The sequence below is a fragment of the Flavobacterium reichenbachii genome, assembly GCF_002217435.1.
Classification (GTDB): domain Bacteria; phylum Bacteroidota; class Bacteroidia; order Flavobacteriales; family Flavobacteriaceae; genus Flavobacterium; species Flavobacterium reichenbachii.
The window spans coordinates 199,212-221,638 of the sequence record NZ_MUHF01000021.1 but is presented as its reverse complement, the minus strand read 5'-3'; the positions used below and the strand labels follow the sequence as shown (position 1 = coordinate 221,638).

General features: G+C 33.3%; 17 protein-coding genes. 3 read left to right on the top strand and 14 right to left on the bottom strand.

The annotated features are described in order from the left end of the window. Positions 1-42: 42 nt before the first annotated feature. From B0A68_RS18170 to B0A68_RS18155, 4 genes are all read right to left on the bottom strand, one after another. Complete coding sequence (locus B0A68_RS18170; RefSeq protein ID WP_205623781.1) at positions 43-1,356, bottom strand: serine hydrolase domain-containing protein; 1,314 nt, start codon at positions 1,354-1,356, stop codon at positions 43-45. Further along, positions 1,353-1,970, bottom strand: coding sequence for an HAAS signaling domain-containing protein (locus B0A68_RS18165; protein WP_035683572.1), 618 nt, complete (start codon positions 1,968-1,970; stop codon positions 1,353-1,355). The genes B0A68_RS18170 and B0A68_RS18165 overlap by 4 nt, the downstream gene beginning before the upstream one ends. Beyond that, positions 1,967-2,302 (bottom strand): PadR family transcriptional regulator, encoded by a 336-nt coding sequence (locus B0A68_RS18160; RefSeq protein WP_035683570.1) that lies wholly within the window; start codon positions 2,300-2,302, stop codon positions 1,967-1,969. Before B0A68_RS18160 ends, B0A68_RS18165 begins: the two co-directional genes overlap by 4 nt. A 102-nt stretch (positions 2,303-2,404) precedes the next feature. Further along, entirely contained in the window at positions 2,405-2,920 is a 516-nt protein-coding gene (locus tag B0A68_RS18155; RefSeq protein ID WP_035683568.1) for a DUF421 domain-containing protein, read from the bottom strand. A gap of 241 nt (positions 2,921-3,161) precedes the next feature. Between B0A68_RS18155 and B0A68_RS18150 the strand changes: the two genes are divergently transcribed. Next, entirely contained in the window at positions 3,162-4,199 is a 1,038-nt protein-coding gene (locus tag B0A68_RS18150) for a zinc-dependent alcohol dehydrogenase family protein (protein ID WP_035683563.1), read from the top strand. A 102-nt stretch (positions 4,200-4,301) separates the two neighbouring features. On the opposite strand, the gene rimK is transcribed toward B0A68_RS18150, so the two are convergent. Together rimK and B0A68_RS18140 are read right to left on the bottom strand one after the other, a co-directional pair. After that, complete coding sequence (gene rimK / locus B0A68_RS18145) at positions 4,302-5,672, bottom strand: 30S ribosomal protein S6--L-glutamate ligase (protein ID WP_035683560.1); 1,371 nt, start codon at positions 5,670-5,672, stop codon at positions 4,302-4,304. Positions 5,673-5,811: 139 nt separating this feature from the next. Further along, positions 5,812-8,358 carry an ATP-dependent Clp protease ATP-binding subunit gene (locus tag B0A68_RS18140; RefSeq protein WP_035683557.1) on the bottom strand — a complete coding sequence of 849 codons (2,547 nt, stop codon included), beginning with the start codon at positions 8,356-8,358 and terminating at the stop codon, positions 5,812-5,814. Between the two features lie 257 nt (positions 8,359-8,615). Between B0A68_RS18140 and gyrA the strand changes: the two genes are divergently transcribed. Together gyrA and B0A68_RS18130 are read left to right on the top strand one after the other, a co-directional pair. Next, complete coding sequence (gene gyrA / locus B0A68_RS18135; RefSeq protein ID WP_035683554.1) at positions 8,616-11,255, top strand: DNA gyrase subunit A; 2,640 nt, start codon at positions 8,616-8,618, stop codon at positions 11,253-11,255. A 37-nt stretch (positions 11,256-11,292) separates the two neighbouring features. Continuing rightward, complete coding sequence (locus B0A68_RS18130) at positions 11,293-12,561, top strand: tetratricopeptide repeat protein (RefSeq protein WP_035683551.1); 1,269 nt, start codon at positions 11,293-11,295, stop codon at positions 12,559-12,561. 67 nt (positions 12,562-12,628) lie between these two features. On the opposite strand, the gene B0A68_RS18125 is transcribed toward B0A68_RS18130, so the two are convergent. The 8 genes from B0A68_RS18125 to B0A68_RS18090 all read right to left on the bottom strand — a co-directional run bounded on the left by B0A68_RS18125 (position 12,629) and on the right by B0A68_RS18090 (position 22,177). Then, positions 12,629-13,048: an OsmC family protein gene (locus tag B0A68_RS18125; protein WP_035683549.1), complete on the bottom strand. Its 420-nt coding sequence runs from the start codon at positions 13,046-13,048 to the stop codon at positions 12,629-12,631. A 299-nt stretch (positions 13,049-13,347) separates the two neighbouring features. Beyond that, a complete protein-coding gene (locus B0A68_RS18120; protein WP_035683546.1) occupies positions 13,348-15,336 on the bottom strand; it encodes a DUF349 domain-containing protein in 1,989 nt (662 codons plus the stop codon). Positions 15,337-15,582: 246 nt separating this feature from the next. Then, positions 15,583-16,326, bottom strand: coding sequence for a hypothetical protein (locus tag B0A68_RS18115; RefSeq protein ID WP_035683543.1), 744 nt, complete (start codon positions 16,324-16,326; stop codon positions 15,583-15,585). Positions 16,327-16,395: 69 nt separating this feature from the next. After that, positions 16,396-17,142 (bottom strand): shikimate dehydrogenase family protein, encoded by a 747-nt coding sequence (locus B0A68_RS18110; RefSeq protein WP_035683541.1) that lies wholly within the window; start codon positions 17,140-17,142, stop codon positions 16,396-16,398. Beyond that, positions 17,129-17,575: an energy transducer TonB gene (locus B0A68_RS18105; RefSeq protein ID WP_051892539.1), complete on the bottom strand. Its 447-nt coding sequence runs from the start codon at positions 17,573-17,575 to the stop codon at positions 17,129-17,131. Before B0A68_RS18105 ends, B0A68_RS18110 begins: the two co-directional genes overlap by 14 nt. Further along, the gene (locus B0A68_RS18100; RefSeq protein ID WP_035683537.1) at positions 17,575-18,972 is read right to left on the bottom strand and encodes a tetratricopeptide repeat protein; all 1,398 of its coding nucleotides are present in this window, start codon (positions 18,970-18,972) and stop codon (positions 17,575-17,577) included. Before B0A68_RS18100 ends, B0A68_RS18105 begins: the two co-directional genes overlap by 1 nt. Positions 18,973-19,244: 272 nt before the next feature. Next, a complete protein-coding gene (locus B0A68_RS18095) occupies positions 19,245-20,441 on the bottom strand; it encodes an aspartate aminotransferase family protein (RefSeq protein WP_035683536.1) in 1,197 nt (398 codons plus the stop codon). 53 nt (positions 20,442-20,494) lie between these two features. Further along, on the bottom strand, positions 20,495-22,177 hold the full coding sequence (locus tag B0A68_RS18090; RefSeq protein ID WP_035683535.1) for an OstA-like protein: 1,683 nt from the start codon (positions 22,175-22,177) through the stop codon (positions 20,495-20,497). Between the last annotated feature and the right edge of the window lie 250 nt (positions 22,178-22,427).

Sequence of the window (22,427 nt, the reverse complement as noted above, 5' to 3'; positions counted from 1 at the left end):
AAATAGGAATCAGCTTTTTTTATGCTTAATATTCTTTAAGTTTTATTCCTTCTTAAATAAAAATTCTTTTCCGCCTTGTTTTAGAATCATTTCTTTTTTCTCAGCATTAAATTCCATTACAATTCCTGCAGCATCAAATTTAAAGATGTTTGCAGCTGTAGGTTCTAAAGAAAAAGAAGGTTGTCCTGCTGTTTGTGCAGTCATTGTATTTTCCTTTTTAGAAATTGTTATTTTTATTGGGATCTGCAGGCTTGCATACGTTCCTAAATATTGTTCCAGAGTTTCTGCAGTGATTGAAACAGTATTAAAATTAGGCATTACAAAAGGTTTGTGAAAATAAGAACTAAAAGCACACAGTAAGATGCTGTTGTTATCATAACCCATTCCGTTTGAAGTTATAGCTAAAGCTAATTTTTCACTTGGAAAATAGCCTGCAATAGATCTGAAGCTGTCGATTGCGCCATTGTGGCCGTAGCTTTTTCTTTCGAAATAAGGAAATTCTAAAATACCCATTCCGTATTTGTCTTTTATGGTTTTCATTTCATTTAAATGTTCTATCGAAACAATTTTTCCAGCAAAAAGATTTTCAATAAAAAGATTCAAATCAGTTGGGTTAGAAACAATTCCGCCGGCTCCAAGCGGAATCGATATATCGGTTTCACTTTCTTTTTCCCATTTTCCAGCAAGAGAATAAGAATAACTTTCGTTGTTTTCAATACTGATTTTTCCGCCCAAATAAGTATTTTTTAATTTAAGAGGTTTAGTAATCTTTTGACTTAAAATTTCGCCATAAGATTTTTTGTAAATATCTTCTAGTATAAACGACAATAAAATATAGTTAGAATTGCTGTATTTACCTTTTGTATTAGGTTCAAAAACGATATCTCCGGCAGTTATTCGTTCTATCATTTTAGCTTTTGACTGAGGCTGTGTATTCCATTTTAAATAATCCGGATCATTTGTAAAATCATGAATACCGCTTCTGTGATTCAATAAATTACTTACTGTAATAGTTTTTGCATTTTTTATGGTTGGAAAATAACGGTCAATAGTTTGGTTTAGATTGATTTTATTTTCTTCCACAGCTTTAAAAATAAGTGAAGCGGTAAAAGTTTTAGAAATGGAACCAATTCTGTATTTCGTATTGATACTTGATTTTTTTGAAGCAGTAATGTCATCAAATCCAATTGATTTTGTGTAGATTGTTTTTCCATTTTCAGAGATTGCAATACTTCCCATGTATTTATTATTTTTCTCTAAGAGAAGAAACAAACTGTCAAGTCTTTTGGTATTAAAAGTTTGGGAAAAAGCGCTTGTAATTACAAGGGCAAATAAGCAGGTAATAATTTTTTTCATGATAGTGTTTTTTGATTGATTGATTTTTTGAACTTTAATAATAAGGTAATAAGGAAATAAAATAAGACGATTGATAACAGCATTACCGGAATAAACCAGTTGCCGAGAACTTCATGGATATTATTTTTAATCTGGCTTTCAGGGTTGATGATTCCCAAAACAAAAACAGAAAAGGAGTCTTTTTTCATGTACAGGCCAACAAGAGACGGATTGTAGATTTTGGCAAAAATTAAAAAAACAAATCCAAATAGAAAAAGGTACAAAACAAAGAAGAAGATATAAGAAATACCATTTGTAAAGTTTAATATCAATGCTTTAAAAACGTGAACAGGATTGAATGTCTTTGTGGCCTGCTGTAATTTTTTATCAGCCACAAGTGGTTTTAATACTTCTTCTGGCAAACCTAATTTTTCTATTATATCTAAAAGAGAGTCGATTTCATTCGCATCCTTTTTGTGGTGGATAGCCTCATAAATATGGCTGTTAAACTCCATATAAATGTCATCCTGATCTGTTTTTGATAATGATGCGGTAGCTTTCCTGATGCGCTTCATGTAATCGTTGTAAATTCGCTGTGAAGCTTTTTCTTCGAATTTGATATCTTCTATTCTCATTGAATGATTTTTTTAATTGATTTTTCCAGATTCTCCCAATAGATGTTCATCTGAGTCAGCGTTTCGATTCCTGCTTCAGTTAAAGAATAATATTTTCTTGGGATGCCAGTTTCCTGCTCCACCCATTTAGAATCGACCAATTCTTCCGTTTTTAAGCGATTCATTAAAGGATAAAGTGTTCCTTCTGCAATTTCTATTTCGGTATGTTTTCTTATCTGCTCTATAAGTTCATAACCGTAGTACTCGTGATTTTTGAGTACGTTAAGAATAATGAAAGTTAAGGTGCCTTTCTTTACCTGTGATTTCCAGTTTGTTACAAATGTCTCATTCATTTGGCTAATGTATAACAAAATACATAGTATAACAAAGTATATAGCTAAGTTTTTTTAATAAACATTTAATTATCTCATTTTCAGAATGTTAAATATTTAAATTTATTTTTTTAAAATTTTATGATTGTGTTTTCTTTTGTAATGCGTCTGTTTTAGATTCTTTTTGTCTTCAGAAATGATACTTATGGTACCGTCAATTTCTAACATACAGAGTTTTACATCTGTAAAATGTTCTAAACCATGTTCACGCATTGCTTCTTTTAATTCGTCGTGAGAGATGTCTAGTCTGCTTAAAGCTTTAAAATCTAATTTGCCATTGTGAATTAAAACTTCTGGTTTATCAAGTAATAAATCGCTGAAAAATTTGGATCTGTGCATCAATTTTTTAATAATAAAATTGATTATAAACAAAACCAACGCGGCAACCAAACCTCCCCAAAGACTTGTATCGGGGCCAACCATGGCATTTTGAACCGAATTGCTGATTAATAAAATCAGAATTACATCGGCAGTATTTAATTGAGAAAGTTCTTTTTTGCCGAAAATTCTCAAGGCAATTGTCATGAAAAAATAGACAGCTGCACTTCTAATTATAATATCTAAATAAGGAAAATGCATGTTTTTTATTTTAAAGGTAAACAAACTATGTGAAAGTTTTAAATTTTGAAAAAGTTACTAAAATAAAGTTACATGATGAAGTTCAAATGAGGTTCTTGAATCAATTAAAGATATTTTGGATGTTTCTGTTAGATAAAAAAGAATGATTCACAACCATTAAAGATTCATAATTTATGTAATTATTCTGAAAGATTTAACTTATGTATAATTATATTTGTGTAATAATTTTAATACAAAAAAGATGAAAGCATTAGTTTATCATGGCGACCATAATATCGCACTCGAAGAAAAACCAAAACCGACTATTTTAAAACCAACAGATGTGATTTTGAAGGTTTTGAAAACAACTATTTGTGGTACTGACTTAGGTATTTATAAAGGTAAAAACCCTGAAATTGCCGATGGAAGAATCCTGGGGCATGAAGGTGTAGGACTGATAGAAGAAGTTGGTGAGAGCGTAAGACAATTTAAGAAAGGGGATAAGGTTTTGATTTCCTGTATTACTTCTTGTGGTTCCTGCGAGTATTGCAAAAAGCAATTGTATTCTCATTGTAAAGACGGTGGTTGGATTTTAGGTTATATGATTGATGGTGTTCAGGCAGAGTATGTTCGTATTCCACATGCAGATAACAGTTTATATAAAATACCTGCTTCAATTGATGATGAAGTAGCAGTTTTGTTAAGTGATATCTTGCCTACGGGTCATGAAATAGGGGTGCAGTATGGGAATGTAAAACCCGGAGATGCTATTGCTATTGTTGGTGCAGGACCTGTTGGTATGTCTGTGTTGCTAACATCACAGTTTTATTCGCCATCCATTATTATTATGATCGATATGGATGAGAACAGATTAAACCTGGCTAAGGAACTCGGTGCAACCCATACGATTAATTCGGGTACAGAAAATGTTGTGGAATCGATAAAAAATATTGTAGGTGATGGCGTTGATGTGGCGATTGAAGCTGTAGGTATTCCTGCAACATGGGATATTTGTCAGCAAATAGTAAAACCAGGTGCGCATATTGCAAATGTAGGAGTGCACGGGGTAAAGGTTGATTTTGAAATAGAAAAATTATGGATTAAGAATCTGACCATCACGACCGGACTTGTCAATACCAATACTACGCCAATGTTAATTAAAGCAGTCTCTGCCAATCGTTTTGATTTAAAGAAATTAATTACTCATCACTACAAATTAGATGAAATTGAACAAGCTTATCAAACTTTCCTGAATGGTGCAAAAGAAAAGGCTTTAAAAATTATTATTAGTAATAGCTAAAAAAATCACCAAACCTGATGCTTCGAAAGGTTGATAAAAAAGGCGAAATCAATGAAAGTTGACTTCGCCTTTTTTATCAATTAATTAAAGTAAACCAAATAATTAAATTAATTTAAAATTCTTTTCAATAGCTTTTATCATTTCACCTGCAATATCTTTATTTGTAGCACCTTCAATTCCTTCAAGTCCTGGAGAAGAGTTTACTTCAAGTAATAATGGACCTTTTGAGGAACGTATAATATCAACACCAGCTACTTTTAAGTCCATTGCTTTTGCGGCTTTAATAGCAATCTTTTTTTCTTCTGCGGTTACTTTAATTACAGATGCGGTGCCTCCAAGGTGGATATTTGCTCTAAATTCGCCCGGCATCGCTTCACGCTGAATGGCAGCAACCACTTTTCCGTCAATTACAAAACAACGAATGTCTTTTCCGTTTGCTTCTTTTATGAATTCCTGAACTAATATATTGGCATTTAAGCTTTTGAAGGCGTTAATTACACTTTCTGCTGCTTTTTTGGTTTCGGCCAAAACAACTCCTTTTCCTTGTGTTCCTTCTAATAATTTTACAATTAAAGGCGAGCCTCCAACCATTTTAATTAAATTATCAGTATCAAGTGGAGAATTGGCAAAACCAGTTGTTGGAATATCAATACCGCTGTTTAATAATAATTGCAGTGAATACAATTTATCACGCGATTGTGTTATGGCTGTAGCCGAATTTAAAACAAAAACTTTCAACGCTTCAAACTGACGTGTTAATGCGCAGCCGTAAAAAGTAATACTTGGTCGAATTCTCGGAATTATAGCATCAAACTGGTTTAGTATTTTTCCGCCTCTGTAATGAATTTCCGGAGTTTTCGCATCCAGTTTCATATAACATTCTTTGATGTTTAGAAAATGCATTTCATGCCCGCGCATTTCGCCGGCTTCCATAATTCTTTTATTACTGTATAATTCAGGATTACTGGCCAAAAGTCCTATTCTTAAGCCAGAACTCGCTTTTTCGGAGTTTTGGTATAATTCTTTTAATGCTTCAGTTGTTGGTTGTCCTAATAAATATTTTTCTTCAGGATCCACCAAAACACGTCCGCTCATAGCTTCTCGTCCTAAAAGCATTCTGAAACCCATCGAATCGCGATTGGTCAAAGTCATTTCTATAGGCCATTTGACGTCACCTATTTTCAGGCTCGTCTGAATAACATAACGATGTTCTCTAAAACCGCTCGAACTTTTTACAATTCTTTTGTCAACCAGCGGTGCTTCGCAATGAATGATTGTTTTTATATTATTCTGAATTGGGTTGATATCAAATTTTACCCAATTGGCATCATTTTTAATAAAAGGAGCTATGTTTATAGCGTGCATTGCCGAAGTTTTAGCGCCGGAATCCACACGAGCTTTTATCGTTGGAATTCCTAATTCTGGAAATGAGCACCATTCTTCGCTTCCTAAAATGACCTTGTTTTGAAGCATATTCTGTTTGTTGTTATATAATTTATATTCAAAAATAGCTATTTGCTTTTACTAAAGATAGTAAATTATGCAAAAAAAATACCCGTTAAGTTATGAAAACGTAACGGGTAAATTATTTTTGTTATAAAATTAAACTAATTTATTGATTAGTTGGCTCTTCTGCTTTATGTATTTCAACAGAAAGTTCTTGAGAATCATCTTTCAAATCCATTAAGATTTCGTCACCCGAGTGAATTTTTGAAGTGATAATTTCTTCAGCTAACAAATCTTCAACATATTTCTGAATTGCTCTTTTAAGCGGTCTTGCTCCAAATTGTTTATCAAAACCTTTGTCGGCAATAAATGCTTTGGCTTTATCGGTAAGGCTTAAGTTATATCCTAATTCTGAAATACGAGAATAAAGTTTTTTAAGTTCAATTTCGATAATTAAGTCAATATCAGATTTTTCCAGACTGTTAAATACAATTACGTCGTCAATTCTGTTTAAGAATTCAGGAGCAAAAGTTTTTTTCAATGCATTTTCGATAATGCTTTTTGAGTTTTCATCGGCTTGGGCCACTTTTGCAGCAGTTCCGAATCCAACACCTTGTCCGAAATCTTTTAACTGACGCGCTCCAACATTAGAAGTCATAATGATAATAGTGTTTTTAAAGTCGATTTTACGACCTAAACTATCAGTCAAATATCCGTCATCTAAAACCTGAAGCATCATATTAAATACATCTGGATGTGCTTTTTCGATCTCATCAAGAAGTACAACGCAATATGGTTTTCTACGAACTTTTTCGGTCAATTGTCCGCCTTCTTCGTAACCTACATATCCCGGAGGCGCTCCAACTAAACGAGAGATCGCAAATTTCTCCATGTATTCACTCATGTCAATACGAACTAAAGCATCTTCAGAATCAAATAATTCCTTCGCTAAAACTTTAGCCAACTGCGTTTTACCAACTCCAGTCTGACCTAAGAAAATAAACGAACCAATTGGTTTGTTAGGATCTTTAAGTCCGGCTCTGTTACGTTGAATAGAACGTGCAATTTTTAAAACTGCTTCGTTTTGACCAATTACTTTGTTCTGAATCAATTCAGGTAATTTTGCCAATTTATTGCTTTCTGTCTGTGCAATTCTGTTTACAGGAATTCCAGTCATCATAGAAACCACATCGGCTACATTATCTTCTGTAACTTCAATTCTGTTGTTTTTAGAATCTTCTTCCCATTGTTCCTGCGCTGTTGCTAAATCTTTTTCAATGCGTTTCTCGTCATCGCGAAGTTTGGCAGCTTCTTCATATTTTTGTTTTTTAACAACCATATTTTTAAGCTCACGAACTTCTTCCAGCTGACGTTCTAAATCTAATATTTGTTTAGGAACATCAATATTGGTAATGTGCACGCGAGAACCTGCTTCGTCAAGAGCATCAATAGCTTTGTCTGGTAAAAAACGCTCAGACATATATCTGTTTGTTAATTTTACACAAGCTTCAATAGCTTCCTGAGTGTAAGTTACATTGTGGTGATCTTCGTATTTATCTTTTACGTTATTCAAAATCGCAATAGTTTCTTCAACAGAAGTTGGTTCAACAATTACTTTTTGGAAACGTCTTTCTAATGCACCATCTTTCTCAATATATTGTCTGTATTCGTCAAGAGTTGTTGCACCAATACATTGGATTTCGCCTCTTGCTAATGCAGGTTTGAACATGTTTGAAGCATCCAGCGAACCAGTTGCTCCTCCAGCACCTACAATAGTATGAATTTCATCAATAAATAAGATAATATCATCATTTTTCTCCAGCTCGTTCATCACAGCTTTCATTCTTTCTTCAAACTGGCCGCGGTATTTTGTTCCGGCAACTAAACTTGCCAAATCAAGTGTAACTACACGTTTGTTAAAAAGAATACGAGATACTTTTTTCTGAATAATGCGTAAGGCTAATCCTTCTGCAATAGCAGATTTACCAACACCTGGTTCCCCTATAAGGAGTGGGTTGTTCTTTTTTCTACGGCTTAAAATTTGAGAAACACGTTCAATTTCTTTTTCGCGTCCTACAACAGGATCAAGTTTTCCTTCCTCTGCCATTTCTGTTAAATCTCTCCCAAAATTATCTAAAACCGGAGTCTTAGATTTTTTGTTTGACTTATTGGCTGGATTATTAAAACTGCTTTCTTTAAGACTGTCATCTTGTCCTGAATCGTCATTATACGATTCGTTTCTTGGCAAGTTTTCTAAGAATTCTTCTTCGTTTGGCGTCATGTTTAAGTATTGTTCTTTAGCTATGTCATAATCTATTTTTAGTTTATTCAACAGCTTGGTTGTTGGATCGTTTTCGTTTCGCAAGATGCATAGAAGCAAGTGCGCCGTACTAATTGATGAGCTTTGAAACACTTTAGCTTCAAGAAAGGTAGTCTTCAAGGCTCTTTCGGCCTGTCGGGTAAGATGAAGATTCTTCTTTTCGGCATTTACTTCAACGCCCAGATTAGCAGGGCTCAGTATTTCTACTTTTCTGCGTAAATGGTCTAAATCGACTGCAAGGTTATTAAGTATATGAATAGCTTTTCCGTTACCATCTCTTAAAATGCCCAGCATTAGATGTTCAGTACCAATAAAGTCGTGTCCTAAACGAAGGGCTTCTTCCTTACTGTAAGTAATAACATCTTTTACTCTTGGTGAAAAATTATCATCCATAATATATAATTGGTATTGTAAATTTAATGAATTACAGTTTGAAAAACAAAAACCGTACCCTTTGAAAACTCTTGTCAGCTAATAGACAAAAAAAATAACAATAAAAGAGTTAAAAAACGCTTAATTTATTAACTAAAAGCCCAATTAAAGTTGTTAATAAATCATTGAAATAAGTGTAAGTAAATAGCTGAAAAAATTTCAAAAAAACGTATCTTGGCACGCTTTGAAACTAATATAATTATTTAATATAACAACTTATGTCTGAAGGAGAAAAGTTAATTCCCATTAACATAGAGGATGAAATGAAATCAGCTTACATCGATTATTCGATGTCAGTTATTGTATCGAGAGCGCTTCCTGATGTTAGAGATGGCTTGAAACCAGTGCATCGAAGAGTTCTTTATGGAATGTATGATTTAGGTGTAACTTCAAGATCTGCCCACAAAAAATCAGCGAGAATCGTAGGAGAGGTTTTAGGTAAGTATCACCCGCACGGTGACACCTCTGTTTATGACGCAATGGTACGTATGGCTCAGGAGTGGAGTATGCGTTATTTATTAGTAGATGGTCAGGGTAACTTTGGATCTGTTGATGGTGACAGTCCGGCAGCAATGCGTTATACTGAGGCAAGAATGCGCAAAATTTCTGAAGATATTATGGCAGATATCGAAAAAGAAACAGTTGATTTTCAACTAAACTTTGACGATACTTTATACGAGCCAAAAGTAATGCCTACAAGAGTTCCTACTTTATTAGTAAATGGTGCTACAGGTATTGCAGTTGGTATGGCAACCAACATGCCGCCACACAACTTAACTGAAGTTATTAATGGTACGTTAGCCTACCTTGATAATAATGATATTGAAGTTGATGAATTAATGACGCATATTAAAGCGCCGGATTTTCCAACTGGTGGTGTAATATATGGTTATGAAGGAGTTCGTGAAGCTTTTAAAACTGGTAGAGGACGTATTGTAATGCGTGCTAAAGTTGGTTTTGAAGAGGTTGACGGCAGAGAATGTATCATCGTTACCGAGATTCCATATCAGGTTAACAAAGCTGAAATGATCAAACGTACGGCTGATTTGGTTAACGATAAAAAAATAGAAGGTATTGCCAATATTCGTGACGAGTCTGATAGAAACGGTATGCGTATCGTTTACATTCTGAAACGTGATGCTACGCCAAATGTAGTTTTGAATACCTTATATAAGTTCACCTCATTACAATCTTCTTTTAGTGTAAATAATATTGCACTTGTAAAAGGACGTCCTCAAATGTTGAATCTAAAAGATATGATTCACTATTTTATTGAGCACCGTCATGATGTAGTTGTGCGCAGAACGCAGTTTGAATTGCGTAAAGCGGAGGAAAGAGCTCATATTTTAGAAGGTTTAATTATTGCTTCTGATAATATTGATGAAGTAATTGCAATCATCAGAGGTTCTAAAAATACAGAAGAAGCTCGTGAAAAATTAATCGAAAGATTCAAATTGTCAGACATTCAGGCTCGTGCAATTGTTGAGATGCGTTTGCGTCAGTTAACAGGTCTGGAACAAGATAAATTAAGAGCTGAGTATGAAGAATTAATGAAGTTAATTGAGCACTTAAAAGCTTTATTAGCAGATGTTGATTTAAGAACTGCTTTAATTAAAGAAGAACTTGAAGAAATTCGTGAGAAATACGGTGATGAACGTCGTTCTCAAATTGAATATGCAGGAGGTGATGTAAGTATAGAAGATTTAATTGCTGATGAAAACGTAGTTATTACAATTTCGCACGCAGGATACATCAAACGTACAAACCTTACTGAATATAAAACACAGAACAGAGGTGGTGTTGGACAAAAAAGTGCGGGAACAAGAGATCAGGATTTCCTTGAGCATATGTTCGTAGCAACAAATCACCAATATATGATGTTCTTTACACAAAAAGGAAAATGTTTCTGGATGCGTGTTTACGAAATTCCGGAAGGAAGTAAAACTGCAAAAGGCAGAGCAATCCAAAACTTGGTAAACATCGAGAGTGATGATAAAGTAAAAGCATTTATTTGTACACAAGACCTAAAAGATAAAGATTACATCAACAGCCATAATCTTGTTATGGTAACTAAAAAAGGTCAGGTTAAGAAAACATCTTTAGAGAAATATTCTAAACCTCGTGTAAACGGTGTTGCTGCAATTACCATTAAAGATGGTGATGAATTACTAGAAGCAAAATTAACAGACGGAGAAAGCCAAATTATTCTGGCAGTAAAATCTGGTAAGTTAGTTCGTTTTGAAGAAACTAAGACACGTCCGATGGGAAGAACAGCTTCCGGAGTGCGTGGAATTACCTTAAAAGATGATACTGATGAAGTAATTGGTATGGTTACTGTTGGTAAAAATGATGTTACAGACTCACAAATCCTTGTAGTTACTGAAAATGGATACGGAAAACGTACTAAATTAGTAGACGACGACGGAGAAGATGTTTACAGAATTACAAACCGGGGAGGAAAAGGAGTGAAAACACTTAATATCACGGAGAAAACTGGAAAACTAATCTCGATTAATGCCGTTACAGATTCTGATGATTTAATGATTATCAACAAATCTGGATTAACAATCAGAATGGCAATTGAAGATCTTCGTGTAATGGGTCGTGCCACTCAAGGTGTTAGACTTATTAACCTTAAAGGTAAAGATTCTATTGCTGCAGTTACTAAAGTAATGAAAGATGAAGCAGAAGAAGTAGTGGTTGATGAAGAAGGAAATGTTATTGGATCTGCTATAGAAAGGATAAAACCTGATCTGGAAGTTCTTGAAGATGACGGCACTGTAGAAGAAGATGAAGACGATGATTCTGAAGAAGCAGAAGACGAAGAGGATTCTGAAGAAGAAGAGTCTGAAGAATAAAGCAAAAATTAAAATTAAATATTCAAATTAATACATTATGAAAAGTAGATATCTAATAGCAGCTTCAGCTTTGATGATTTCTGTAGCATCTTTCGCTCAGAAAGATCAAATAAAGAATGCTGAAAAAGCTTTAAAAGGCGGAGATGCTCAAGGAGCGCTTACACAATTAAAAGATGCTGAAAATCTTATTGCAAATGCAAAAGATGTTGAGCAGGCGCAATACTATTTTGTTCAGGGAAATGCTTATTTGCAGCTTGCTGACAAAAATGTTGAAGAAAGTAAAAATTTATCACTTTCTGCTGACAGTTATAAAAAATTAATTGAAATTGAAAAAGCTTCTGGAAAACATAAATATTCAACACAGGCTGCTTCTTCAATTACTCAAATCAAAGGGAAACTGATTAATTCAGCAATTGCCGATTCTCAATCTGGTAAAGGTGTTGAAGGTGCTAAAAAATTGCATGCAGCTTATGAGTTAGACAAAAAAGACACAATTAATTTGTATTATGCTGCCTCAACTGCTGTAAATGCTCAGGACTACGATCTTGCATTACCAATGTATGAAGAATTAAAAAAGTTAAACTATTCTGGAAAGGGAACTAGTTTTACTGCTGTAAACAAAGCTTCTGGAACAGAAGATGGTTTTAATGCAGCAAGTGAAAGAGATTTAGCTGTAAAATTAGGAACACACGAAAAACCTAAAACAGAAGCTATTCCTTCTAAAAGAGGTGAAATTTATAAAAACTTAGCATTGCTTTTAGTTCAAAAAGGACGTGGTGAAGATGCTAAAAAAGCAATCGCTGACGCTAGAAAAGCAAATCCTGAAGATTCTTCTTTGATTCTTACAGAAGCTAATTTATATTTAGAATCAAAAGATTTTGAAACATATAAAAAACTTGTTGGAGAAGCTTTGCAAAAAGATCCAAATAATGCTGATCTAGTATTTAATTTAGGTGTTATCAGTGCTACAGCAAAAAATAATGCAGATGCTGAAAAATATTATTTAAAAGCGATCGAAATCAATCCAAAGTATACTAACGCTTACCTTAATCTTGCAGCGTTAAAGCTTGAAGCTGAAAAACCAATTATTGATGAAATGAATAAATTGGGAACTTCTGCAAAAGATATGAAACGTTACGATGCGCTAAAAGCAGAAAGAGAAAACGTTTTTAGAGGCGTTATTCCTTACCTTAAGAAAGCAAATGAATTAGATCCTAAAAATGAAGATGTTTCTAAAACATTATTAGGTGTTTATAAAGCATTAGAAATGACTGCTGAAGCAAAAGCTTTAAAAGCTACAATGTAGTTTTAAAACAGTTTTAAATAAAAAAAAACCAAGGTGACAGCCTTGGTTTTTTTATGCTTTAGATTTTCTAGTTAACTAATGTTACCGTAAGGGTTATAGTTGTATTTAAAAGTTTAGATATCGGACAAATTTCTTTTGCTTTTGAAGCAATGGTTTGAAATTCTTCTGCTGATATTGAAGGAACTTTGCCTTTTAATTCTAAATGAATTAAGGTAATTGTACCATCTTCAAACGTTACTGTGGCTTCTGTATTTAAATCATCTGCTGTATAGCCTCCTTCGTTAAGTAAAAAACTTAACTGCATCGTAAAACAGCCAGAATGTGCTGCAGCTATTAATTCTTCAGGATTTGTTCCAACTCCATCTGCAAATCTGGTTTTAAATGATAATTGAGCGTTATCTAAAGTTGTACTTTGTGTGCTGATTTTTCCGGTTCCTTCCATTCCGGTTCCCTGCCAGTTTGCATTTGCTTTTCTAGTAAATTTCATTTTCGTTGTTATTAGTGTTAATAATTGAATTCATTGATTATCAATTGATAATGTGGTTTCTCAAATATAATCAATATTTTTCAGAATAGTTTTATGAAATTTAATGTGAATGTTAAGTTTTGTGTTTAATGCTGAAATAAAACTGCTTATTTTACCGCAAAGTTCGCGAAAATTTTTATTTACATTGCCTTAAGAAAATGCAAAGTTCGCAAACTTTGCGGTAAAAAAAGCGCACATAAAAAAAGGTATAATGAAATTCTTTCTCATTATACCTTTTCTTAATTTATTTAAACTTAATCTTACTCCTGACCTAAATTTCGTAATTGTTTTAATTTGTCTTTCCAAACTTCAAGACTTTCTTTGTGGATAGCAATGTTTTTGCGAACTTCAAGAACAATTGAATTTTCTTTTTTGGCGTTTTTAGTATTGGCAAAAAACTGAATGTTGTTTTCTAATTGGAAAATCTCATTTTGAACTTCTTCAATTTTACGCATTAAGAAAATCTTTTCATTGTCTAGTTTGCGTGTATCATTGCTGTCAGACAGAGAGTCAATTCTATTAGAGAAACGCATCATTTCAGTTTCTTTTTTGCTCAAACTTAATTTTTCAAAAAGCGCATCTAAAATTTTATTGAATTTACCTTCTATATGTCGTCTTGCAAAAGGTACTTTTCCGTAGCCTTTCCACGTTTCAATGTGAGCTTTTATAGCATCTAGATCTGTTTTATGTTCTCCTGTAAGCTGGAAGGCTCTTAAGATATCAAGATAAGCTTTTTTGTTGTCAAAAGCAGTTACTTCGTCAACATTTTCTTCAGATTTATGCTCTTTTAATTTGTCAAAATAATGATTGCAGGCATCTTTAAACTCTTTCCAGATTTTGTCTGAATATTTTTTAGGAACATGGCCAATTTGTTTCCATTCTTCCTGAATCTGTTTCATTATTGGAGTAGTAGTTCCAAAATCTGTACTTTCCTGCAGTTCCTTTGCTTTTGCAACAAGAGCCATCTTTTTATTCAGATTGTCATTTTGATCTTTTTTAATGTCTTTGTAAAACGAATTTTTAAAAGCATTAAAATTTCTAACAGCAGTCTTAAAAGAAGCCCACGTTTCTTCGTTTACTTCTGATGGAACTTTTCCGGCAGCAAAAAACTCATTTCTAAGTTCTTCGACTTTCTGAATCTGTACCAGCCATTGCGAGTGAGAGTTGACTTTTTCTGTCGCTAAAACTTCAATTTTTGAAATGATTTCTTTTTTAACTTCAAGATTCTGAAGTTCGTTTGCTCTTTGACTTTCAAACAAAACTTCTCTTTTGTCATGAATTTTTTTGGTCAGTTCGCTAAATTTATTCCAGATCACATCTCGGTGTTCCTTAGAAACTGGTCCAATATCTTCTTTCCATATTCTGTGTAAATCTTGTAGTTCACGGAAAGATTTACTAATGTCAGTTTCTTCAACTAATGCTTCAACACGTGCGATTATTTTTTGTTTTTGATCTAAATTGTATTTAAAATCTAAATCTCTCGCTTCACGATCTAAGTGCAGATAATCATAAAAATTTTCTACGTGAAAGTGGTAGTTATTCCAAACGTGGTTATATTTATCTTTTGGTATAGATCCGGCATTTTTCCATCTCTCTCTTAAATCATTAAAATGTTTAAGGGTATCCTTGATGTTTTCCTGAGGATTTATAAGTTCTTTCAGTTCCTCAACTATCGCAAGTCTAGTCTCTAAATTTGATTTTAAATTAGTTTGTAAATGTTTAAAATGAATGTTTCTTTTCTCTCTAAAAACATTATAATACTCATCAAATTTTAATTTTAAAGGAAAATGATATTCAAATTCCTCATTTGGATCTTGATTTGCAGCATTAAATTCTTCTCTTTTTTCGTCAATAAGATGACTGTATTGTAATAAAAAAGCTTTTTTAATTTCTTCAATATGATCTTTTACAGATATTGCCTTGTCTGAGTTCACCAGATTTTTTAACTCATCAACAAGTGCATCCATCGAGAAAGTATTGTAATCCTGCATAGGAATATCATGACGCTCTTTCAGCGTTTCATCTTCACTCTCCTCGGCATTAGAATTTGTTATCGCATCTAAGGCATCTTGATGATCGGTTTCTGGAGCTGGTACTTGTTCAGCTTCATTTTCAGTATTTGAAACTGAATTTTCAGGTGCTGGTTCAGAACCCGATGCTTCAATCGTGTCATCTTGTATAGAATCACTTATTTCGATTTCTAATTTTCCGTCTGCTTCCTGCAGGTTATCATTCTTTTCTTCTAACATTTTAAAATGTGTAAGGTTTCTATTTAAACATTGCGAAAGATACTAAAGGAGTTTCTAAATACAAAATAAATCGTTTGTTTATACGCTATTTTACAGTGAAATCCTTATTTTTTACTCTTATTTTAAATTATGATAAACGTTTATTTATCGATTTATTGAAGTTAATTTAAATTATGAATTATTAGTGTTTTTAGTAAAATAAAATAAATGTAATAATTTTTAATGGTAGATACTGTTAACTATGGATCAAAATAATATAAGTAATCCGGCTTCTATTCCGTAATTGTATGTTTTTTTGTTTCCAAATGCTGTACTCGGATGAATATATATAAGATTAGTGGCGGTTATTTTTCTGCCGAATTCTAAAAAAACATTGTTTTGAAAACCTTTTAGGATACTATTGTATCTAAATGCAAAATCTCCCGAAATCCAGTTCTTTCCAAAAGAATATAATAATAAATTTTCGTAGGCAATTATACTAACATCACTGCGCTCGCTCGAACCTGCAAAGCTGATTTGATATTCTATTGAGGTAATCCACAGAAGTTTTTTATTTTTTAGATAAGAAGAGAAAAAAGCTGCCGGCATTATAACCCACTTTCCAGATCCAAAATTTGAATCTGATGCAGTATTCGCATATACTCTTGTTCGAAATGCAAAAGCTTTATTTTTTTCTCTGTAAGGAATATAGCTTATACCTGCGCCAACATCACCAATTCCTGTTTTGTTTTCAGAATTTGTATTAGCAGATATTAAAGGAAGATCAAACCGTAAATTCCATGCTTTACTGCCAATTGGGTATAATACACGAAGTTGTGTGGTATTGAAGGAACCATTATCGGTATCAAGATATTCATTAAAAACTAAAACTGTATTGACGAAATAATGATAGCGAGGTGCAGTATACGGACTATTGGACTCAATTGTCTCCTGTGCGTTTATTGCAAAATGTAGTAGAAGCGAAATGAAAATCAACTGTAATTTTTTCATAACCACTTATTAATGAGTGGTATAAAAATACGAAAAAATGATTTAACAGCTGATTTTCAATCGTTTATTTTATTTGTTCCAAATTTTCCAAGCTTTTTCTGCCTGAAAAATAAGCATATCATAGCCATTTTTTATAACAGCTCCATGCGCTTTGGCATTTTTAAGAAATTGGGTTTCTTCTGGATTGTAAATCAAATCGTAAGCAATATGCTTTTCTGTAAAAAACTCATAAGGAAGATTTGGACATGCTTCAATATTAGGACTTGTTCCCACCGGAGTGCAATTGATTATAATTTGAAAATTATCAAAAGTTGTAGCATTTATCAAATCGTAATCAATGATGTTTTCCTTGGCTTCTCTTGATACAAAAGTATACGGGATATCAAGTTCTTCCAGAGCGTAAGCAACCCCTTTAGACGCACCGCCGGTACCCAAGATGAGTGCTTTTCTGTGGTGTGGTTCTAATAATGGTTTCAGCGATTTTTTAAAACCGTAATAATCGGTATTGTAGCCTTTTAATTTTCCGTTTTTAGTGAATTTTATCGTATTGACTGCACCAATTAACGCCGCTTTTTTAGAAAGTTTATTTAAAAAAGGAATTACCTGTTCTTTATACGGAATCGTAACATTTAATCCTTTTAAATCAGGATTGTTTTTTAAAAGACCGGTTAAGTGATCTATTTCAGAAATGTCGAAATTTTCATAGCTATTGCCTTCAAATACTTCGTGACTAAATTTCTCTGTAAAATATCCTTTAGAAAATGAATAGCTGATGTTACGGCCTAATAAACCAAATCGCTTTTTAATTACCTCCATTTGCTCTATATGACAATGTAAATAGTACTCTGACTTTTTTTCCATTAAGTTCTGCAGGGTACCAGTTTGGCATCAATTTTAGTACTCTCACCATTTCTTTATTGGTGTCATATCCTTGATCCTTACTTACTTTAATGTCTGTTAAAGTTCCGTCTTTTTCAACAACAAATGTACTTACAATCTCTCCTTTTATATTTTGAGCTGTAATTTCTTTAGGAATAGCAAAATTATCACGCAAAAATTGATTCATTTTTTCTGTGCCTTCTTTAAATTCGGCTTTAACTTCAACTTCTTTTGAAGTATAGATTTTACTATTATCTTTAGTTTTTGTCGATGATTCTGACTGAACAACGTTTTCTGTTGTTTTTTCCTGACTGTAAGAATAAGAAACAGAGATAAGGGCTGTAAATAAAAGTGTAAGTGTTTTTTTCATTATTGTTTTCTGTGTTTTTCAATATAATTTCTAACCATTTTTTTTGTCCATACTACTGGAAATAAATCTTCGATTAAGATGTAGTTATCAAAATTTAAACGTAATCCGTTGCTTAAATGAAATTTAGCTTTTGTATTGTCCTGAATCATAAAATACAATCCAGCCAGACGATATTCGACTTCATTTTCTTCTGGAAAATATTCCGAAGCTTGTAATAAAGTTTGAATAGCGCTTTCAAATTCTCCTAAAAATTGAAGAATATCAACCCAAAACAACCAGGTATCCAAAGCATAATCACCAAATTCTACGGCTTTTCTATAGCCAAATTCAGCTTCTTCAAAAAAGTTCATCTGCTTGTTGATTGTTGCATAACGTTTCCAATACAAACGATTTTGATTGTCAATTGCTAAAGCTTTATTCACAAAAAACAGCGCTTTTTGGAAATTTTTCTGGCGAACATGAAAATCAGTAATTGCAATCCAGCCTTTATCTAAAAGAGGATCTTCATGTACGGTTTGATTGTAATATTGAATTGCTTTTGCCGAATTTCCTAGTTTTTCGTAGCATTTTCCAATGCGCAGCAGGGCATAAGAAGTAGCATCATCCAACTCGATAGTTCGGTTGTAGCTTTCAATTGCTTCACTGTATTTTTTAAGACGTTCGTATGCTTTTGCTTTTTCCATAAATGCACCTAAAAACTCATCGTCAATTAAGGTTGCATAATCAAAAGCGCGAATAGCATTTTCGTATTCTTTTACGCCATAATGCAGACGCCCAAGCTGATGCCAGGCAATTTCGCTGTATGGATTTCTATTAATATAATCGTTAAGATAAACAATAGCTTCTTGGTTTTGATCTAAAAATTCAAAACAATACACTACGTTATAGAGCGCAGACTGATCTTCTAGGTCTTCTTCAAGACATTTGATAAAACTGTCTTTTGCCATTTCGAGATTATCCATAAAAAGATATTCCATTCCGATCAAGTTGTACACATCGGCGTAGTCATCAGTATATTGCAAAGCAATTTTAAGTAATTCTACCGCTTTTTCGTGTTGATCTCTTTTAGAACAGATATTTGCTTTCTGGATGTAAATTTCCTCGTTGTTAGGTTCGATTGCATATAACTCGTTCAAAAGTTTTTCTGCAATATCGAGTTTGTCGTCATAAACCAGCATTTCTACTTGTACTAATTTTAAGCCTGTAGATTTTGGATGTTGGTCTAATGCAAGTTTTAAGGCTTTTTTTGCTAAATTAGCCTTGCCTATGTCTAAGTAATGAAGAATAATTTCTTCAAATTCTTCAGAATCAAAAAAGAGTACTTTGTTAGTTTTTAACATAGACTCAAATTTGGATAAGGATAGGTTATAATCTTCTTCTTCGTTGCTTAATTGCATACTTTTTTTATTTGAAATTAGCCTGTTATAAAATTAGGCAACCATATTATTGTTGAGAGGAATGCAGATTAATTGTTGTGAACAATTTAATTAACAATATAAACAGAATTCTTCTTCTGTTTTTGTTTGTAATCTTTTGATTTTGAATACTATTGGGTTATTGTTTTAGAATTTATTTGCAATCTAAGTTTCTAGCCCAGATGGAAGCGGCATCCTTTTGTTTTTTTCTTTAAAAAACAAAAGATATAGCGGACAGCTGGATTAGCTCCTAATTAAACTTGTTGTTCTTTTTTCAATATTTCATCCATAACATCTAAGATTATGGTGCATCCTTCTTTTATTTCTTCTTCAGAAATGGTTAAAGGAGGAGTTATTCGTATCGCACAGCCTTCAAAAAGGAGCCAGAATAATATGAGCCCTTTGTCCTGACAATTTAAAATAACCTGATTGGTGATTTCTGCTGTTTCGGTCATTGCAGCCAGCATTAATCCTTTTCCTCTAACTTCCTTTATCAAAGGATGTACCAAAAGCGATCTAAAGAGTTTTTCCTTCTCCAGCGCTTCATTCATTAGATTTGTTTCAGTTAATTCCTGCAAAGTCGCTAAACAAGCTGACGCAATGACAGGGTGGCCTCCAAAAGTGGTTATATGGCCTAGTTTCGGATTTTCGGTTAAAAGATCCATTTTTTCTGCTGAAGCGGTAAAAGCACCGACCGGCATACCGCCGCCCATTCCTTTTCCCATAACAACAATATCCGGAACCACATTATAATTCTGAAAACCGAAAAGTTTTCCTGTTCTGCCAAATCCAGGCTGAATTTCGTCAACAATCATTAAAGCTCCAACCTCGTCGCAGCGTTGTCTTACTTTTTGCAAAAAGTTATTTTCCGGTTGTATAAATCCTGCACCGCCTTGAATTGTTTCTAAAAGAATTGCAGCAGTTCGGGGGGTTATTTTTTCTAAATCTGCTTCGTTATTAAAGGTGATAAAATCAACATCTGGTAAAAGCGGACGAAAAGCCTGCTTGCGTTCTTCAAACCCCATAACGCTCATAGAGCCCATTGTATTGCCATGATAAGCGTTGTGGCATGAGATAAGCTGACTGCGTCCTGTAGTTCGTTTAGCCAATTTAAGAGCGCCTTCTATAGCTTCTGTTCCTGAATTGACCAAATAGGTTTTGTTTAAAGATTCGGGCAGGAGTGAAGCGAGCAGTTTACAATATTGCACTGCAGGACTCTGCGAATATTCGCCATAAACCATTACATGCGAGTATTTATCCAGCTGGTCTTTTATAGCCTGATTTACTCTCGGATGCTGATGACCTAAAGTGCAAGCGGAAACTCCGGCAACAAAATCTAAATATTTCTTATCGTTAGTATCAAAAATATACGAACCAATGGCGTGCGAAACTTCCATTCCGAGTGGATAGGGAGAAGTCTGCGCCTGATATTTTATAAAATCTGAATTCATTTTTGAGCTTCTAAGTTTTTAATAGTCTTAAAATTTCAGTTTAAAATCTAAAACTATTTCTTAGTTTTTTCTTTTATATCCTTTTTTTTCGGCGGAACTTTTGCTTTTACTGCCGGCTTTTTCTTATCGTAATTTAAGGTTTCTTCTCTCACCTTCATCGGAACATTTTCCTTTGCGGCTTCGTCTTTTCCTTCTTTAATTAGTTTGTCGTTAAGTTCGTTTTCCTCAGCGCTAAAAATATCATCTTTAGATTTTATTCGTTCATCGCCTCGCCAAACCATGCCTTTTAGCTTTCTGGCATTTTCTGGTAATTCATCTTCAGGAAAAATATCTCCATCGACTTTGTTAAAAAAAGTGATGGTTTCCACCGCGTTATTTTCTAGAATAAGGTTGATTTTACTGCTGACATTTTTATTAATGCCAATAAGTTCATTAGCATCATTCCGCATAAAATAAACAACTTCTGTATTTTTTATCACATCTACGTCATGTAATTTTCCGTCTCTAAATTTTCCAAATAAATTAAGCCCCTTTACCTGATTGTATCCTGTTCCGAGCGTATCCCGCGAAATGAGGAACGTATTGTTAAGAACTTTGAGCGAGTCTAATTTTTTGGTAGTATTATTTCCAATTAAGTGCATAATATCTCCTGTTATCTGACTTTCGCCATTCCACAAGATGGGTTTTCCGATCAGTTTTGTCAGGGCAGTTTTAGAATTCGAATGAATAGAATCACATTTACCGCTCATATCTACTTTGTAAAAACGGGCATTGTTGTAAGCTCTCAAAATTCTTTCGCCTTCTTTTCCTGTTACCATTAATTTTTTTCCGTGAATGTAAACAGAATCATTCTCTACCAAATTTATAGCAACAGCGCGTTTGGTTACAAACATAGAATCTTTAAGTTTATAAAGTTCTGCATAATGCCCTTTTACAATACCTTTATTTATAGAATCTGTAATTTTTACGTTTCGCGTTGCCGAGGCAAATTCGGTATTTCTGTTATAAAATAAACTATCGCCTTCTATTCGCCGGTCATCATATTTTATATAAGACTTCCGTAAAAAATGGGCCAGATTTTTCTTTGTGTCGTAGAATCCTTTTTCAGTATAAATGTAATTAGTATTGCTTGTAATAGTCGAAGGACCAAAAAGATACGTATGTCCTGAATTACTATAATAATCCAGATGATTCGATTTTATAACATATTTAGGATTTGTAATAGTGACTTCGGTCAGGAATTGAAACTTTTTTTCAGTTGCATAATATCTTCCTGATTTACTTACCAAAACATTGTCTTTGTTTATAATTGTACCTTTTGTGTTGTAAAAAACCTGTTGTATATTTCGGTCAAAATTAATGGTATCTGTTTGTAAGGTACCATCAGGAGAAGTCATAACAGCATCTCCAGTAGCAAAAGCTTTTTTTGAATTACCGCTGTATTCAGCGTATTTGCTGTTTAGAAATAAAGTATCGCCTTGTACTAATTGTACATTTCCAAAAGCTTTGAGGTAATTTTCTTTTTTAAAAACATATGCTTTATTGCAGGTAAGCACAACACCATCGTGACTCACTCTAACATTACCGCTCAACAATACAGCGCCTGGCGCCAAAATTTCATTAACTTCTGCATTGTCAGAATGTTCTATATGGATTTCTTTGTCTTTTTGTGCAAAAAAACTTTGTGAGCTTAATAAAAGCAGACAATAAGATATGAAAAAGAGTAATTTCCTCAATTGATTAAATTTTTGTCAAATTTATGAAAAAGGTTGCAACCTTTACTGATATTAGGATTTATTTATAATTCATAAATTCAGAGCAAAAATATAAGTTTTTAGACGGATTAATTTATCAACAAAATAATAAACTCCTTCGTTGTAGTTGAGCTTTTCTCAAATGAAATCTAAACAAATTGCTTTTACTTTTTCAGCATCTTAAAAATTAGCCTAAATTTAGAAATTGGTTGTTTAATATTGATTTTTAAGG